Genomic DNA, 17310 nt, shown 5'->3' with positions numbered 1-17310 from the left:
GGGTGTTTCGGCCGTGTTCAGACCGGGACCGCGACGCGGCCCTCGGCGGCGGACCATCCGGGAACCGACTCGATCAGGTCCCGCGTGTAGTCATCGGTGGGTGTGGCGAAGATCGTGGCGGCGGAACCGGATTCGACGACGACGCCGTGACGCAGCACCGTGACGGTGTCGGCGATCTGGCGCACGACACCGAGGTCGTGCGAGATGAGCACATAGGTCGATCCGAGTTCGCGTTGCAGGTCGACCACGAGCTCGAGGATCCGCGCCTGCACGGACACGTCGAGCGCGCTGGTCGGCTCGTCGAGCACCAATACCTCGGGTTCGAGCGCCAACGCCCGGGCGATCGCGACCCGTTGCCGCTGTCCGCCCGAGAGCCGCTCGGGCAGCGACTCGTGGGTCCGGTCGGCCAGGCCGACCAGGTTCAGCAGTTCCCTGGCCCGTGCCGCCCGGGAGGCGCGGGTGCCGATTCCGTGTCGCAACAGCGGTTCGGCCACCGACCGCGCCGCCGTGTAGGTGGGATCGAGTGAGACGAAGGGGTTCTGGTAGACGAGTTGGATCCGTCGTCGCGCGGCGCGCAGGGCGCCGGGGTCGGAATAGTCCAGCGGGGTGCCGTCGAGGAGCACCTCGCCTGCCGACGGCCGCTCGAGGCCGAGCATCAACCGCGCGATCGTGGTCTTGCCCGAACCGGATTCGCCGACGATGGCGTGTGTCGTTCCCTTCGCCACCGACAGGCCGACACGGTCCAGCGCGACCAGATCACCGCCCGGCCGGTGGAAGACCTTCGTCACGCCGGACAGTTCGATGACCGGCGTCGGGTCCGCCGACCGGGCGTAGGTCCCGGCCGTCGCCGAGACGGTGGCGTTCGCGAATTTGTCGGCATTGAGCGCGGGTACGTCGGCGAGCAGCCGTCGCGTGTATTCGCTGCGCGGACGGTGTAGTACGACCTGCGCCGGACCGGCCTCACGGACCCGTCCGCGTTCCAGAACGACGAGTTCGTCGCACCGTTCTCGCGCCAACGCGAGATCGTGGGTGATCAGTAGGACGCTGAGGCCGAGTTCGGCGCGTAGCCGATCGATGAGATCGAGCACCCTGCGCTGCACCGTGACATCGAGCGCTGAGGTCGGCTCGTCGGCGACGAGCAGCGCGGGCCCGGCCGCGATAGCGGACGCGATGAGCACCCGCTGCAACATACCGCCCGACAGCTGATGCGGATACTGGCGGGCGACCTCGTCCGGTCGCGGGATTCCGACATCGGCGAGCAGTCCCGCGGCGCGGTCGGTGATCTCGTCGGCCGGTACGGCGGCGGTGACGCGCAAGGTCTCGCGCAACTGACTGCCGATGGTGCGCACCGGATTCAGCGAATTGGCGGGATCCTGTGGTATGTAGGCGATTTCGTTGCCACGTAACGCGCGCAACCGTCGATTGCGTGCTGTCAGCAGCGATTCGTCGCGGTAGCGGACATCGCCGGACTCGACCACCGCGTTGGGTGGGGCCAGGCGCAGAACGGTGTTCGCGATGGTCGACTTGCCGGAACCGGACTCCCCCACCAGCGCTGTCGCCGAGCCCTCGGGTACGACGAAGGACACCTCGGCGACGGTATGGCGCACCTGTCCCCGCTGGCGATATCCCACGCTGAGACCGTCGACCGAGAGCAGCGCGGCCGTGTGCGCACCGGGATCACTCATCGGTACTCAACTCCTTGATGAAAGCGCTCAGCCGGTTGAACGCGACGACGGAAACGACGACGGCGACACTGGGCACGGCCACCATCCACGGGGCCGAGAACACGTAGTTCTTGCCCTCGGCGACCTGCACGCCCCACTCGGGAGAGGGCGGCGAATCGCCGTAGCCGAGGAACGCCAGCGACGCGATCGACATGATCGCCGCGCCGAATTGCAGCACCGACAGCGCGAGCACACTGGCCCACGCGTTGGGCAGGATGTGGGAGACGATCAGGGACCGGCCGCGCGCGCCGACCAGTTCGGCGGCCTCCAGATACGGCAGATTCTCGATCCGCAGTACCTCCGACCGCATCAATCGCGCGAAGACCGCGACGGAGGACACTCCGACGGCGATGGCCGCGTTGATCGTCGAGAAGCCCAGCGCCACCACGATCGCCATCGACAGCAGCAGCGAGGGGATGGCGATGAGCGCGTCGACCAGCCGCATCAGGAAACCCTCCAGCGGTGTGCCCGAGTAGTGGCCCGCCACCAAGCCGACGCCCGAGCCGACGAGCAGACCGATCACCACCGCGAGTAGCGCGCTCACCACCGACATTCCGGTGCCGTGCACGACGCGCGAGTAGATATCGCGTCCGAGATAGTCCGTCCCCAGCCAGTACGTGCCCGAGGGTTCGAGCAGTACCTCGTTCAGGTGCTCCCGATACGGGTCGTGGGTGCTCAACAGTCCGGGCGCCACCGCGGCGAGCAGGATCAGCGCGATGACCACGCCCGCGACCACCGCGGTCGGTGTGAGCCGACTCCGGATCGCGGTCCCCCGCCCGGGACGGGCTGTCGCCGCCCCGGGATCGTCGGCGACGGAGCCGGCGTCGTGTTCTTCGAGGGTGGGAGCGCTCATGACGGCACCTTCGGTTCGGAACCCGTGATCGAGGTGGCGGATCTGCCGCGCAGTCGCGGATCGAGCAGCGGGTAGGTCAGGTCGACGGCGAGATTGACCAGGACGATCGCGCCCGCCGCGAGCAGGATCACCCCGAGCAGTACCGGGGAATCCTGACTCGACACCGCGGATTCGATCACCGATCCGACGCCGTGTCGGTTGAAGATGGCTTCGACGATGACCGAGCCGGTGATGAGTTCGGCGACCGCCAGACCCAGCATGGTCACGCCGGGCAGCGCCGAGGGCCTGGCCACGTGCGCGAAGAGAATACGCAGTCCGGCGAGCCCTTTGGATCGGGCGAAGGTGACGAACGGCTCCCCCTGGACCTCCTGCGCGTTCTCGATGATCACCCGCGCCACCGGGGCCGACACCGGCAGGGCCAGGACGGCGGCCGCCGGTATCGCCCCGCTCCAGCCGTCGGCCTTCAACGTGCTGAACAGGCCGAGGTTGTAGGAGAACACCTGGAGTACGAGCAGTCCGACGACGAAGGTCGGGACCGAAAGCAGCGCGGCGGGAATCGCGGTGGTGAAACGGCGGACCCGCTCCCAGGGCGCGCCGGTGGCGATCGCGGCCAGTCCGAGCGCGAGGACCACCGAGAACACCAGGGTGATCGTGGCCAGTTCGACGGTGGACGGGAGCGCGTCGAGAATTCGGCTGCCGACGGGTTCGACGGTGGTCAGCGAATAGCCGAGATCACCCTGTGCCAACCGCCGGACCGCGTGCCACAGCTGCACCCACAGCGGCTGGTCCATGCCGTAGTAGGTCAGGAGCTGTTCGATCTGTTCGGGGGAATAGTTCGAATCGGGGTCGTTGAGGCGGGCGCTGATCGGATCTCCCGGCAGGAAGAACAGCAGCAGGAAGACCACCAGGTAGGACAGCGCGAGCACCACCAGGCCCTGGCCCGCTCGGGCCAGGACGTAGCGCGGATACGAGGACGGGATCGGTCTGCTCATGGCTGACCACTGCCTCCCGAACCCGACCGTGCGCCACTACACGTCGCGGCGGTCACCGTCAGCGCGGCTACGACGAGCGCACCGGCGAAGCGCCGAAATCGCGTGGTTGCGGTCATGGTCGGGTTCTCCTCGAATGGGTGGAAGGCGTCGGTGGGCGATGCTGTCGAATGCCTAGCGCGGTGTCACTGGTCGAGCCAGGCGTCGTAGAAGTACGACCGGCCGAGGGTTTCGGGGATGAATCCCTGGAGGCCGGGGGCGGTGACGAAGGACTGCTGGGTCTCCTGCAACGGCACGATGAGAGCGTTGTCGAGCAGGTAGCGCTGTGCGGCGCCCACCGCCTCGGTGCGCTGCGGACCGACCGGGATGGTCTTGATCGTGTCGAGCAGCTTGTCGAAGGCCGGATCGTTGAGTCCGCCGACCCCCTTGGAGCGGTAGCGGTTCCACAGCTGATTGATGTCGGTGGCCGTGGTGTGCCCCCAGGAGAACGGATTGTCGGGCTTGGCGACCTGGGCGGTGTAGGTGGCGCGGTCGACCTTGACGATCTCGAATTGGATGCCGATGCGGGCGAGTTGGATCGCGATCAGCTCGGCGTCCGGAATCGGTACCACCCACTGCGATTCGGGATACACCCGGAACGAGAGCCTGGTGCCGTCCTTGGTCCGGATCCCGTCGGCGCCCGTGGCCGTCCAGCCCGCCTCGTCGAGCAGGCGGTTCGCGCGTGCCGGATCGAAACCGTATTGTTCGCCGATATCGACGAACCCCGGGGTGTTGGACTGGACGAGTCCCTTGGCGGCGATCCAGTTGTCGTTGTAGAGGCCCTCGATCAGTTCGGCACGGTTGATGCCGTGCAGAATCGCCTGCCGGACACGCAGGTCGGCGATGAGCGGGTTGGCGGTCGGGTTGATCTCCAGATCGCGGACGCCGCCGAACGGACGCGCGCCGAAGTAGTGGAAACCGCGCTTCTGCAACTGCTTCTCGTCGGTGATGAGCACGTCGCGCGCGGCGTGCTCATCACCGGAGAGCAGCAATCCCGTACGCGAGGCTCCCTCGCTAGAGATGATGTAGGTGATCGAGTTCAGATAGGCCTCGCCGGTGTGGTCTGCGGCGCCGGGCGGCCAGTTGTATCCGGCCCGCCGGACGATCTTGATCTCGCTGCCCGGTTTCTCGGAGGCGAAGGTGAAAGGACCGCTGCCGATCGCGTTCTCCAGTTCCGAGGCCTGTTCGTAGCCGAGATCGATCGTGGACTGCGCCACGATCGAATGCCGCAGGTCGGCGAGATTGTTCAGGAATCCGGTGTCGGGTTCGCCGAGCCGGATGCGCACCTTGTCCGGGCCGATCGCCTCCGACCCGGCGTAGCGGGCGAACTGCGGCCGCGACGGGGTGATGCCGCGTTTGGTGTCACCGAACCCGAAGTGGTTCAGATTCGCGACGACCACCGCCGGGGTCAGCGGCGTTCCGTCGCTGAAGGTGACGTCGGTGCGCAGCGTCAGTTCGATCTCGGTGAAGGCGTTGTTCACCGTCCATGCCGTCGCGAGCCACGGCGCCAGCTCGCCGGTCTCGGGGTCGAGGTAGAGGAGCCGGTCGAACAGATTGACCGCGACCGAGGAGGTCTGCCACGTCCGCAGGTCCTGCTGCGCGAAGCCGGTGAACTCGCCGTTCTCCAGGAAGATGATGTCGCCGCCGCGGCGCGGTTGGCCGCCCGCCGCGGCGCCCGGTCCCCCGTTCGATCCGCAGGCGACCGCCGTGGTGACCAGGACGAGTCCGGCCACGGCCGCCGCGAGCCGTCGAACGAGTTTCGGTGCGGGCATGTCAATGAGCTCCTTCTGAGGTCGGTGCGGGGTGGATCGGCTCGCGCCAGCTCGTGAGTTCGCGCGGGTGCCGGTCGAGCGGGATCAGATCGTCGACGTGGAACGTGGTGCGGGCCAGACGGACCACCCAGGTGGCCGGTCGCCCGGACGCCGGAACGGTCTGCTCCCAGGAGATCCGGTCGCGATAGGTCGGTACCGCGATCAGCGACCCGCCCGTCGGCTCCCACACGAGCAGGTAGTCGTAGAGGCCGGGATAGTGATCGATCTCGAGTTCGCCGTCGGCGTGACCGATCGTGGCGTCGCCGCTCGGCGGGGCGCCCTCCGACCACGACCAGCCCCGCACGGTGTGCGCCCACGTCAGCACATCACCGCGACCGATATTGCCGAGCAGTGTGTTGCGGGCCCGGCCCGGTTCGAGACCGGCGAGTACGCCGGACAGCGCGATATGCCATCGCACGGCGTCGGCGAGCCCGGCGTCGATGTCGGCGAGTGTGGACAACAGCCGTTCGCCCGCCGCAACGGAATGCGCGGCCACCGCGAGCGCGCCGACCGTGGTGAGGTGATCCACGGCTTCGCGCACCGCGCCGATCCGCGCTCCGGGCCCGACCGCGGTGGTCGCCACCGGGATGGCGGGATCGTCCAGGATCTCTCGCAGAGCGTCCACCGAATCCCGGTCGATGACCTCTTCGGCGCGAATGTCGTTCGGAGCGACCATCGCTCAGCTCCTCAGGTACGGGTAGGCGCGCGACGCGCGTGGCGGTATGCCGACGGTCGCGCGATGGGTGACGTCGAAGAAGGCGTTGATGCCGTTGCGCCTGCGCGCTCCCACCGCGCGGTGGTAACCCGGCCCGTCCGCGGCGTTCATGATGGCGCGAGTGTTGTTGAAATCGCGCAACTCTCGTTGCAGTGCGACGAAATGCGTGCCGGGTTTTCCGTCGTCGACGGTGGCGAAGTCACGGCGGTTGATCACCGGCACGTTGTCGACCCGTGCGCGGGCGGCGGCCTGGGCGTGGCCGACGATGCCGTGCGACCTCGCGGTCTGTTCGTAGGACTGGTAGTCGCTCGGCGCGTCGTCGGCGAATTTCTCGGCCTGCGCCGCGGTGACGGTCGGCGCGTACAGCAGCGCGGCCTGCGCGTCGCGGCTTCTGGCGTGCCAACGTTCGACATCGAGTTCGATCCGGCTGACGTGCGCGGTGGTACCGCCCGCCAAGGGACCGTCACCGATGGTGATCGACTGTTCGGTGGCCTGATTTCCGCGATGGATCGAGTGGAATCCGAAGAGCAGCGGTGAATGCTGCGGAATCCCGAGTTCGGGCAGCGCCTCGCTCGGCAGCCCCGCGCCGACGAATCCGCGCCGCACGCTCTGTGCCTTCAGGTACTGCCCCTGCGCGTTCGGTCCGTCACCGAACAGGGTGTCGAACGCGTCGTCGAGAACCTCGGCGTGATCGCTGGCCAGGTGGAAGATCGCGTGCGGGGTCTCGATCACCGGGTCTTCCCAGCGCGACATCCGCGCCGCGACATTGATCAGCCCGAGGTGTTCGGTGTGCCGGTCGAACCACGCGGTGCCCCAGCCGACCGTGGTGAGCAGTCCGTCGGGACCGTAGGGGTAGCGGCTCTCCAGCAGCGTGAGCGCCGATTCGAGATGGGCCGCCCCCGCCGCGCTCGGCGCGTCGGCCAGATCGGCGAACACCAGCAGTTGCCGTCGCGGCGGTATCGGACGGTCGAGTTCGTCGTGACCGAAGGTGGCTTCCCATTCGTGCTGGCCCGCGGGCAGACTCATTCGGTCACCGCCGCGAACACGAGTTCGGCTTCGAAATCACGGTCTAGCGCGCCGAATTGGGAGACGAGATCGGTGCTACCGGTCTCGGGGATGCTCAGGTTGTAGATCGCCGCGGTCCGGCCGCTCGCGGCCTCCGGGTTCTCGATGGCGGTGAGCACCGCGGCGGCCACGCTCTCGGTGCTGACCAGGCCGTCGGCGTGGCGGTCGCCGGTGAGTCTGGTCTGGTAGGACGGATCGTGAATGGTCGACAGCCAGGTGGGCCGAAGAATGGTCCACGGATTGGGGCCTGCGCGCAGATGCGCCTCCAGCGCACGCAGACTCCAGGTGTTCGGCTTGGCGTTGCGGTGGGTCACGCCGTGGCCGACGAGGAAATGCGAGACGAGCACGATATGCAGATCCGGGCGGTGCTCACCGATCCGGTCGAGGACACGGTGACCGATGAGCCTGCCCGCTTCCTCGCCGTCGGCGGGCTGCCACATCCCGGTGGCCGCGGCGACGGTCGGGGCCAGGATCAGCGCGTCCGCGCTCGCCAGTGCCTCGGCGGCCTCCTCGTAGGTGACGCCGCCGTCGGCGGGACGGTGGTAGGCGTGCCCGCGTTCGCGGGCCAAGAGCTCGGTGGGCTTGCGCGAGTTCCAGATTCCGTTGACGTGGTGGAAGCGCGAGTCGGCGGCCTCGGCGAATACCGGGCTGAACTCTACGATGTCGACCATGGCGGTTACTCCTCGTTCGAGTGACGGTCGGGGTGGGATTCGGGCGCGATCACCACGTGGGGGTGGGAAGTCCCAGGTGATCGCGCAAAGTGGTGCCGTGATAGCGGCGACGGAAGAGGCCGCGCTCCTGCAGGATGGGTACGACTTCGTCGACGAAGGGATCGAAACGTTCGTCGATCACGTCGAACATGATGTTGAAGCCGTCGACGTAGCCGGTCGAGAACCACGCCTCGATCGTGTCCGCCACGGTCTTCGGGCCTCCGGTCACCGCGAGATGACCGATACCGTCGCGCACGATCTCGCGCACCGTCCTGCCTGATTCGCCGAGCGAGGCCAGTGAGCGCAGGAATCCCTCCGAGGTGGCGTGGCGCTGCTTCTCGAAATGCGAGTCGTCCAGTGCCAGCGGGGAGTCCAGGTCGATGTCCTCGGCGGGGACGCCGAGCCGCTGGGCGAGCATCGCCAGCGTCGCGGCCTCGGATTCCGGGTCGGCGAGTTCCTCGCGTCGTCGCCGAGCCTCCTCGTCGGTCGATCCGAGCGTGAGCACGAGACCGGGCAGGGCGAGCACCGGTGTGCGCCCGGGCGTCCTGGCGGCCGCGGAGGCCGCGTCGAGTCCGACGCGGTAGTCGCGGGCGGCATCGATGGTCGCGGCCGCGACGAAGGTGGCGTCCGCGTGACGCGCGGCCAGGTCGAGGCCGTCGGCCGAGCCGCCCGCTTGGAACACGACGGGAATGCCCTGCGGTGACGGTGGCACCAATCCGCCGCCGGTGACGGAGAAGAACTCTCCGCGGTGCCGGATCGGTCGGACGCCGTCGGCCGCGGCGTATCGCCCGTTGCGTTTGTCCGCCACGATCGCCTCCGGCGACCAGGTGTGCCACAGATCCTGCACCACATCGAGGAATTCCCGTGCCCTGGCGTACCTTTCGGTCTTGGGCGGCAGCACGTCGAGTCCGTAGTTCGGCGAGACCAGCGGGTTGTAGCTGGTCACCACATTCCATCCGGCCCGCCCGCGCGAGATCCGATCCAGCGTGGCGATCGAACGCGCCAGGTTGTACGGGTGGTGCCACGTCGAGGAGACCGTGGCCACCACCCCCACGTATTCCGTCTCGTGGGCGGCGAGGGTCAGCGCCACTACCGGATCGAGCGTGGCGCGCTGGGGTTCGGTCTCCCAGCTCGGTGTCAGCGCGGGGACGTCGGCGGTGAAGATCGCGTCGAAGAGTCCGCGCTCGGCCGTTCGTGCCACGCGCACATAGAAATCCGGATTGGCGGTGCCGAGCGGATCGATGCCGTCACGACGCCAGGCGTTGCGGTAGGACCCGAGCCCCGGGCAGTTGACACCCAGATGCAGCGGCGGTTGTCCTGACATGACCTCACCTCACCCCGACAGCGGGTTTCAGACGGCCGCGAGGGCGGCCGTCGCGCGGACCGGATGGTGGCGTCGCCGCGACGCGGGCTCGTTCTTCAGCCACGGCGGCAGCCAGCCCTCGTCCGCGCGATTGAGAGTCACGCCGGGCGGGACGATCTCGTCGATCGCGTCGAGCACGGACTCGTCGAGCACGATGTCGGGAACCCCGAGCAGGCTCTCCAGATGGTCGAAGGTGCGCGGGCCGACGATCACACTGTCCACGTCCGGATGGTTCAGCACGAACGCGACCGCGAGTTCGGGCAGGCTCAGCCCGGCCTGTCGGGCCAGCTCACCGAGGCGGATCGCGATATCGCGTTTGGTCCGGTTGATCGGCAGGTCGGGATCGTGACGGTCGGGCTGGCGCGCGGCACGTGCCGACGGCCCGGCCTCACTCCCCTCGACATGCCTACCCGACAGCCAACCGCCCGCCAGCGGACTCCAGGTCAGCACGCCGAGCCCGTATTTGCCCGCGATCGGCAGGGTCGCGCGCTCGACGCCCCTGGCGAGAATGGAATACGGGGCCTGCTCGGTCGCGGGGCGGCTGCGCCCGTCCCGGGTCGCCGCCCACTGCGCCTCGACGAGCAGGTGCGGTTCGTTGGTCGTGGTCCCGTAGTAGCGGATCTTGCCCTGGCGCACCAGGTCGTCGAGCGCACCGACGGTTTCGGCGATATCGACCTCGGGGTCGGGTTTGTGCTGCTGATACAGATCGATGTAGTCGATATCGAGTCGGCGCAGCGAGTTCTCGACTTCCTGGAAGATCCATCGCCGCGAGCTGCCACGGGTATTGACCCCGTCGCCCCACTGGCTGTGGAATTTCGTCGCGACGACGATATTGTCGCGATGACCCTTCAATGCCTTGCCGACAATCGTTTCACTCTCACCCTGCGAATACGAGTCGGCGGTGTCGACGATATTGATACCCGCGTCGAATGCCCGGTGGATGATCCGGATCGCTTCGTCGTGATCGCCGGTGGCACGCGAACCGAAGTTCATCGCGCCCAGGGTCAGCGGGCTGACCTTCACTCCGGTCCTGCCGAGCGTGCGGTAACTCAATGCTCCATCCCATCCTTCGTCGGTGCGAGCGCGTCCGCGACTCCGGCACGGTCGTGAGAGACGTGCCGCGCCATTCACTTCGGACACGCGCAGACCAAGTCTGGAATCTCGACGGGATGCGATCAACGAACTTCCGCTACGACAATTGCGAAGAAAATCCGATGAATGGCACGGAGAGTGCCACTCATGGATTTCGCGATATATATCCGCAGGATGATTCGAATTATCGGGCAGGTCGTCGGCGCACCGGAGAAAAAATCATGGAGGACCGAATGATTCCCGTCGACGGGCGCGAATTCGCGTGACCGCCGACTCTACGCCGACCGCGCCGCGGCGGACTACTCGAAGCGGGCGGTCATCGCGGGCCCTCGCGCCGTAGCGAGGCCAGGAGGTCGAGTGTGCGGCGCTGTTCTTCCTCGCCGCCACGCACGCTGAGGACGAGATCGGTGGTACCGACGGCGGCGAACGCGCGAATTCCCTCGGCCACCACCTCTTCCGATCCGAGCAGGGCGGTCTCGTGGACTCCGCTCAGGCCCTGTCGGTCCAGAAGTTCTCGATAGCTCGGCAGGTCGGACACCCCCGCGGTCTGCCGCGCCAATTCCCGGCGCAACGCGTCCGGGTCGTCGGTGACGGCCGTCGACACGACCGCCGCGATCCGCGGCGCCCGCCGTCCCGCCGCCGCGGCCGAGAGCCGGGGTGCGATATGTTCGGCGATGATCTGCGGTGTGGCCCAAGTGGTTACGGTGCCGTCGGCCAGTTCGCCCGCGATACGCAACATGGTCGGCCCCAATGCCGACAGCAGTACCGGCGGCGCGACCGCGCCGGGAACCTCGACCGTGCCCGCGGCCCGCAACGTCTCCCCCCGGTAGTCGACGGTCTCCCCGCGCAGCAGCGGCACGAGCGCCGAGAGGTATTCGCGGATGTGGCGAGCGGGACGTTCGTAGCTCAGCCCGAACATGTTCTCGACGACATGCGGATGGCTCGGGCCGATCCCCAGGGTGAAGCGGCCCGGCCCGAGCGCGGTGACGGTGAGCGCCTGTGACGCCAGCGCGAGGGGATGTCGCGGAAATGTTTGCGCGACCGCCGTTCCCAGTTCGATATCGGGCACCTCGCGCACCGCGAGCGCCGCGACGGTGATCGCGTCCCAACCGAACACCTGGTTCAGGAAGACACTGTCCAATCCGGCCCGCGCCGACGCCCGGATCCGGTCGAGCACGTGGTCGATCGGTGGTGTGCCGCCGATGTAGAGACCGATGCGCACCGCAGCCCTCCAAAGATGAATCCGATATTCACATTCCGATGCCGAGGCTACCTCCATGGAGACCATCGCCCACCGCGCCGGCGCGGTGGGCAGCGTGCGCGCAGATCTTCCCGCACTACTCGGCGAACCAGCCACCGACGGCCGGTGCGGTGTTGTGCCAGATGTGTTTGGTCTCGCGATACTCGGCCAATCCGCTCGGCCCCAACTCGCGACCGTTGCCCGAGCGTCCGAAACCGCCCCATTCCGCACCGGGCGTGTACGTCCCGAAGTCGTTGAGCCACACCGTTCCGTGCCGCAGCGCGCGCACGACCCGCTCACCCCGGGCCGGATCACCGGTCCGGACACCCGCCGCGAGCCCGTAGGAGGTGTCGTTTCCGAGTGCGACGGCCTCGGCCTCGGTCTCGAATCGCTCCACGGTGAGGATGGGGCCGAAGGTCTCCTCCTGGACGATCCGCATATCGCGGCGGCAGTGGTCCAGAATCGTGGGCAGGTAATAGCTTCCGTCCGCCAACCGGGGGTCGGCCGGGCGTCCACCACCGGCGACCAGTACAGCTCCTTCCGAAATGCCCAGCGCGACATACGCTTCTACCTTCGCTCGATGCTCCGGCGACACCAACGGCCCGGTCTGCGAGGAAGGATCGGTGCCGGAACCGACGCGGATCAGGGCGGCGCGGCGGACCAGTTCCGCGACGAAGGCCTCGGCGATGGACGCGTGCACGATGAGCCGGGTACCCGCCGAGCACACCTGCCCGGAATGCAGGAATGCTCCGGTCAGCACCGCGTCGACGGCACTGTCGTAGTCGGCGTCGGCGAAGACGATATGCGGATTCTTACCACCGAGTTCCAGGGTCACCCGCGTGACGTTCGCGGCGGCCCCTCGCGCGATGGCGGCCCCGGTCGCCGGACCGCCGGTGAAGGAGATCAGATCGACGTCGGGGGTTTCGGTGAGCGCGGGCCCCACGACGGCGCCGTCGCCCTGCACCAGATTGACCACACCGGGCGGCACTCCGGCCCGGTCGAGCAGCCGTACCAGCGCCAGTGTGCTCAGCGGCGTCACCTCGCTCGGCTTCATGACCATCGTGCATCCGGCCGCCAGTGCGGGCGCGATCTTCCACGACATCTGCAACAGCGGATAGTTCCACGGGGCGATCAGCGCGCACACCCCGACCGGTTCGTGCACGACACGACTGATTACGGCCGGATTCCCGGTGTCGACGATGCGGTCCGCATCCGTGGTGACCAGGTGGGCGTAGTAGCGGAAGACCGCGATCACGTCATCGATGTCGAGCAAACTCTCGCGCAGCGTCTTGCCGGTGTCGAGTGTCTCGATTCGCGCCAACTCGTCACGGTGTACCGCCAGCAGTCCGGCGAGACGAACCAGCAGCGCGGCTCGCTCTTCGCTGGTGGTGGCCGCCCAGCGGCCCTCGTCGAACGCGGCGCGGGCCGCCGCGACCGCCCGCACCGCGTCCGCTCGATCCGCCTCGCCGACGACGGCGATCACCGTGCCGTCGGCCGGATCGTGGATCTGCCTGGTGCCGCCACCGGCGGGATGGACCCAGTTGCCGTCGATGTAGAGGCCGGGTGAGCCGAGTGCGGGCTCGTCGTGGAGGAGCATCGCGACCTTCTCTCGTTCGCCGACGGTGCCGAGTTTCGATCAGCCCGACTGTAATACTGGCCGCGCCCGTGGCCCGGCGGTTATGTCTGATGTCCGTCCGGTTCGAGCGAGAGGCCGAATTTGTTTCGCGTTCGCGATCGCGGGAAAAGCTGGACAAGATCGGCGATCGGCACCCCGCGCGCCGTACGGAGTGGACACGTGGATTCGATTAGTCTTCGACGGCTGCGCGTCCGGTGATCCTCGGCAAGGAAATCTCGACCGGTATTCGGCTGACGATGGGAATCCCGTGAATCTATGGAACTACATCCAGGGGCGGGGGGAGTTTCTGACGTTCCTGACGTATCAGCACGCGTCCCTGGCGTTCCAGACGGTGCTGGTCGGAACACTCGTCGCGGTGCTCGTCGCGGTCGCGGTGTATCGACTCCCGCTCGTGTCGGCCCTCACGCTGACCTCGAGCCGCGTCGCCCTGACGATTCCGTCGCTGGCCCTGCTCGCGTTGTTGCTCGTCCCGTTCGGACTCGGCGTCGTTCCGTCGTTCATCATGCTGGCGTTCTTCGCCGCGCTGCCCGTCATCGGTAACGCGATCGTCGGATTGCGCTCGGTACCGGAATCGGTCATCGAATCCGCGCGCGGCATCGGGCTCTCGCGTCGGCGCATCCTGCTGACCGTCGAATTGCCGATCGCCTGGCCGGTGATCCTCACCGGCATCAGGGTCTCGACCCAGATGATCGTCGGTGTCGCCGCCATCGTGGCCTATGTGCTCGGCCCCGGTCTCGGCTCGCTGATCTTCAACGGCCTGTCCCGGCTCGGCGGCGCGAACGCGCTGGCGATGGCGTTGACAGGCACCATCCTCATCGTCGTCATCGCGTTGGTGTTCGACGCCCTGCTCGTCCTGCTCGGACGCTTCACCATCGCAAAGGGACTGTCATGACCGACGCTGTGACCAGCAGACCCGCCCCGGCCGCCCCCGAGCGGAACGTGACCGGCGCTTCCATCCGGCTCGACTCGGTGGTCAAGCGCTACAAGGGCCAGGAAAAACCGGCGGTGCAGCGCCTGGACCTCCAGATCGACGCGGGCGAGATCGTCGCGTTCGTCGGTCCGTCCGGTTGCGGCAAGACCACCACCCTCAAGATGATCAACCGGCTGATCGAGCCGACCGAGGGCCGGATCTTCATCGGCGATCGTGACGTCACCAAGGAGGATCCGGACAAACTGCGGCAGTCGATCGGCTACGTCATCCAGTCCGGTGGCCTGTTCCCGCACTGGACGGTCGCCAAGAACGTCGGCGCGATCCCCCGAGTGCTCGGCTGGGACAAGAAGCGGATCTCCGAACGGACCGAATACCTGCTCGATCTCGTCGGTCTCGACCCCGCCACCTTCGCCGACCGGCTGCCCAAGGACATGTCCGGCGGCCAGCAGCAGCGAGTGGGTGTGGCACGCGCGCTCGCGGCCGACCCGCCGGTGCTGCTCATGGACGAGCCTTTCGGCGCGGTCGATCCGATCACCCGGGTCCGCCTACAGGACAGTCTCATCGCGATCCAGCACGAACTCGGCAAGACCATCGTGATCGTCACCCATGATTTCGAAGAAGCCACCAAACTCGGTGACAAGGTGCTCATCCTGTCCGAGGGCGGCCACGTCGAGCAGTACGCGCGGCCCGAGGAGATTCTGACCAGCCCGGCCACGCCGTTCGTGGAGGAGTTCGTCGGATCCGGCGCGAAACTGGCGTACCTGACTGTCTCGAGGGTTCGTGATGTGCCCTTCGACGAGGTGATCACCGCGCGGGTCGGCGAATCCTCCGGGACGGTGATCGAACGAGCGAAGGCCGCGGGCCAGAGCTGGGTGGTCGTCGTGGACGGGGCCGGGCGGCCGCGGTCCTGGCCGACACTCGGTGAACTGGCCAGTAAGCCGGAGGTCTCGGATTTCCTCGATCGGCGGCTACCCGTCGTCGCCCAGTCCTCGACCCTCAACGACGCGCTCGACGCCATGCTGGCGACCAGCCAGGGCGCGACCCTGGTCACCGACGGCCGCGGCGCGGTACTCGGCTCGCTCGGGATCGGCTCGGTGACCGAGGTGATCCGCGACAAACTCGCCGAAGGGCACTCCGACGGGGAGGACCCGTCCTACGAGACCTACGTCGACGGCAGCGATCCCACACCGACACCGGTGATCGCCGCCGACGAGGGCCCCGGATCGGCCGGACAGTCATGAACCGGTTGCGCCGCGTCCCGATCGACGTGTGGTTCGAGCCGATCATCATTCTCGTCGTCGGCATCGGCTACATCTTCTGGTACCGGTCCCAGGAATTCACCGCGACCGAGCAGGCATCGCTGGGCTGGGACAACCTCCGGACCACCATCCTCGAACACGTCAGACTGACCGTGGTCGCGACCGTGATCGTGGTCGTCGTCGCGATTCCGCTCGGTATCGCGTTGACCCGGCCTGCGTTGAAGCGGTTCGAACCGATCGCGGTCAATATCGCCAATATCGGCCAGGCCGCGCCCGCCGTCGGTCTGCTGGTGCTGTTCACCTTCTGGCTCGGCACCGGTTTCCGCACCGCGATCGTCGGCCTGGTCGTCTACGCGATCCTGCCCATCCTGCAGAACACCATCGTCGGGCTCAGGCAGGTCGACCAGCGCACGATCGAGGCCTCGCGCGGCATCGGCTATTCGGGCGCCAGGACGTTGTTCCAGGTCGAACTACCACTCGCGGTCCCGGTGATCCTCAACGGTGTGCGCACCGCGCTGGTCATCCTGGTCGGCACCGCGACACTGAGCACATTCATCGGCGCGACGAGCCTGGGCACCCTGATCACGACCGGCGTTACGCTCTTCCTGCCGAAACTGCTCATCTCCGGCGCCATCCTCGTCGGACTGCTCGCGCTGATCATCGATTGGCTCGGTCGACTCGTCGAACTGGCCGCGACACCGCGAGGAGTCTCATGAGATCGCGACGAGCCCGACTTGTCACCCTGCTCTGCGCGTTCGCCGCGGCGATATCGCTCACCGGATGCGGACTGGTCAGTTCCTCGGGAACATTCCACGACGCGACCCTGCCCGGCGGCGACAAACCACTCGACGGCGCGAAGCTGACCGTCACCTCGAAGAGTTTCACCGAGGGCGTGCTGCTGGGCAAGATCACCGCGACCTACCTGGCCGCGGCGGGGGCCGACATCACCGACCTGACCGGCGCGCCGGGATCTGCCTCGTCGCGCCAGGCCCAGCTCAACGGCGACGCCGACGTGCTGTGGGAATACACCGGCACCGGCTGGGTCAACTACCACAACGAGACCGAGACCATCTCGGACCCGGGCGAACTCTGGCAGCGGGTGCACGACGTCGAGAAACGCGATCACAACCTGGAGTGGCTCCCGCCCGCCAACTTCAACGACACCTACGCCTTCGGAGCGTCCACCCCGACCGCCGACCGCCTGAAGGTGAAATCCCTCTCCGATGTCGCCGCGCTCCCCGTCCCGGACCGGACCTTCTGCGTCGACGACGAATTCTTCAGCCGCTCCGACGGTTTCATCCCGATGCTGGAAAAGTACGGCATCCCCTACAACACTCCGAACGGCGTGCCGTCCGGCAACGTGACGCGCATGGACGCCGGCGTCGTCTACACCGCGACGGCCAAGAGCTCCCCGTGCAATTTCGGCATGGTGTACACCACCGACGGCCGGGTCAAGAATCTGAACCTGGTGGTCCTCGACGACGACAAGAAGTTCTTCCTGCCCTACAGCGGGACGGCGGTCGTGCGCGGCGAGATCATCGACCGGTACCCTCAGCTGCGGACCCTGCTCGGGACGATCTCCGAACGTCTCACCGATCAGCTGATGCAGGACCTCAACGGTCGCGTCGACATCGACGGCGAGGATCCCGCGGACGTGGCCTACGACTGGTTGAAAAGTGAAGGACTCATCGAGTAGGACCGCCGGAGTCACCCCGAAGTCCGCGCCCAGCTAACAGTAGGAAATCCGATGATGAGGCCGTTCGACCGGACTCGGCGGCCCGAACAGGGCGGACAACGCTTCGACAGTGGAAATGTTCCTGTTTCAGCCCGCTCGACTGTTCGCCTGCTGGTAACCATGTTACCGTGGTCCGATCCCGTTCCCG

The 17310-nt window shown here is 67.4% G+C and carries 15 protein-coding genes; 4 read left to right on the top strand and 11 right to left on the bottom strand.

Going from position 1 to position 17310, the window contains the following annotated elements; all coding sequences use genetic code 11:
* Window positions 1-17: 17 nt before the first annotated feature.
* From DAT37_RS17790 to DAT37_RS17740, 11 genes are all read right to left on the bottom strand, one after another.
* Complete coding sequence (locus DAT37_RS17790) at window positions 18-1685, bottom strand: dipeptide ABC transporter ATP-binding protein (protein WP_109525889.1); 1668 nt, start codon at window positions 1683-1685, stop codon at window positions 18-20.
* Window positions 1678-2577 (bottom strand): ABC transporter permease, encoded by a 900-nt coding sequence (locus DAT37_RS17785; protein WP_109525888.1) that lies wholly within the window; start codon window positions 2575-2577, stop codon window positions 1678-1680. Before DAT37_RS17785 ends, DAT37_RS17790 begins: the two co-directional genes overlap by 8 nt.
* Window positions 2574-3569 (bottom strand): ABC transporter permease, encoded by a 996-nt coding sequence (locus tag DAT37_RS17780; protein ID WP_109525887.1) that lies wholly within the window; start codon window positions 3567-3569, stop codon window positions 2574-2576. Before DAT37_RS17780 ends, DAT37_RS17785 begins: the two co-directional genes overlap by 4 nt.
* Before the next feature lie 182 nt (window positions 3570-3751).
* Window positions 3752-5377: an ABC transporter substrate-binding protein gene (locus tag DAT37_RS17775; RefSeq protein WP_109525886.1), complete on the bottom strand. Its 1626-nt coding sequence runs from the start codon at window positions 5375-5377 to the stop codon at window positions 3752-3754.
* Between the two features lies 1 nt (window position 5378).
* Window positions 5379-6092 carry a hypothetical protein gene (locus DAT37_RS17770; protein ID WP_109525885.1) on the bottom strand — a complete coding sequence of 238 codons (714 nt, stop codon included), beginning with the start codon at window positions 6090-6092 and terminating at the stop codon, window positions 5379-5381.
* Between the two features lie 3 nt (window positions 6093-6095).
* The gene (locus DAT37_RS17765; RefSeq protein WP_109525884.1) at window positions 6096-7157 is read right to left on the bottom strand and encodes a DUF7405 family protein; all 1062 of its coding nucleotides are present in this window, start codon (window positions 7155-7157) and stop codon (window positions 6096-6098) included.
* Entirely contained in the window at window positions 7154-7867 is a 714-nt protein-coding gene (locus DAT37_RS17760) for an NAD(P)H-binding protein (RefSeq protein WP_109525883.1), read from the bottom strand. The genes DAT37_RS17765 and DAT37_RS17760 overlap by 4 nt, the downstream gene beginning before the upstream one ends.
* Window positions 7868-7916: 49 nt before the next feature.
* Window positions 7917-9230, bottom strand: a complete 1314-nt coding sequence (locus tag DAT37_RS17755; RefSeq protein ID WP_109525882.1) for an NtaA/DmoA family FMN-dependent monooxygenase — start codon at window positions 9228-9230, stop codon at window positions 7917-7919.
* 27 nt (window positions 9231-9257) lie between these two features.
* Window positions 9258-10322: an aldo/keto reductase gene (locus tag DAT37_RS17750; RefSeq protein WP_109525881.1), complete on the bottom strand. Its 1065-nt coding sequence runs from the start codon at window positions 10320-10322 to the stop codon at window positions 9258-9260.
* A 355-nt stretch (window positions 10323-10677) separates the two neighbouring features.
* Window positions 10678-11583, bottom strand: coding sequence for a TIGR03564 family F420-dependent LLM class oxidoreductase (locus DAT37_RS17745; RefSeq protein WP_109525880.1), 906 nt, complete (start codon window positions 11581-11583; stop codon window positions 10678-10680).
* Window positions 11584-11698: 115 nt separating this feature from the next.
* Complete coding sequence (locus DAT37_RS17740) at window positions 11699-13198, bottom strand: aldehyde dehydrogenase family protein (protein ID WP_109525879.1); 1500 nt, start codon at window positions 13196-13198, stop codon at window positions 11699-11701.
* Window positions 13199-13484: 286 nt separating this feature from the next.
* Between DAT37_RS17740 and DAT37_RS17735 the strand changes: the two genes are divergently transcribed.
* From DAT37_RS17735 to DAT37_RS17720, 4 genes are read left to right on the top strand one after another with little or no spacing between them, the layout of a single operon-like run.
* A complete protein-coding gene (locus DAT37_RS17735) occupies window positions 13485-14129 on the top strand; it encodes an ABC transporter permease (protein ID WP_109525878.1) in 645 nt (214 codons plus the stop codon).
* Entirely contained in the window at window positions 14126-15409 is a 1284-nt protein-coding gene (locus tag DAT37_RS17730) for an ABC transporter ATP-binding protein (RefSeq protein WP_109525877.1), read from the top strand. Before DAT37_RS17735 ends, DAT37_RS17730 begins: the two co-directional genes overlap by 4 nt.
* Window positions 15406-16143, top strand: coding sequence for an ABC transporter permease (locus DAT37_RS17725; RefSeq protein ID WP_109525876.1), 738 nt, complete (start codon window positions 15406-15408; stop codon window positions 16141-16143). The genes DAT37_RS17730 and DAT37_RS17725 overlap by 4 nt, the downstream gene beginning before the upstream one ends.
* A complete protein-coding gene (locus DAT37_RS17720; RefSeq protein ID WP_109525875.1) occupies window positions 16140-17123 on the top strand; it encodes a glycine betaine ABC transporter substrate-binding protein in 984 nt (327 codons plus the stop codon). Before DAT37_RS17725 ends, DAT37_RS17720 begins: the two co-directional genes overlap by 4 nt.
* Window positions 17124-17310: the final 187 nt, after the last annotated feature.

It is taken from the genome of Nocardia aurea, assembly GCF_003123685.1.
GTDB lineage: Bacteria > Actinomycetota > Actinomycetes > Mycobacteriales > Mycobacteriaceae > Nocardia > Nocardia aurea.
Note: the sequence above shows the minus strand (reverse complement) of the source record. Positions and strands in the feature narration are given on the sequence as shown.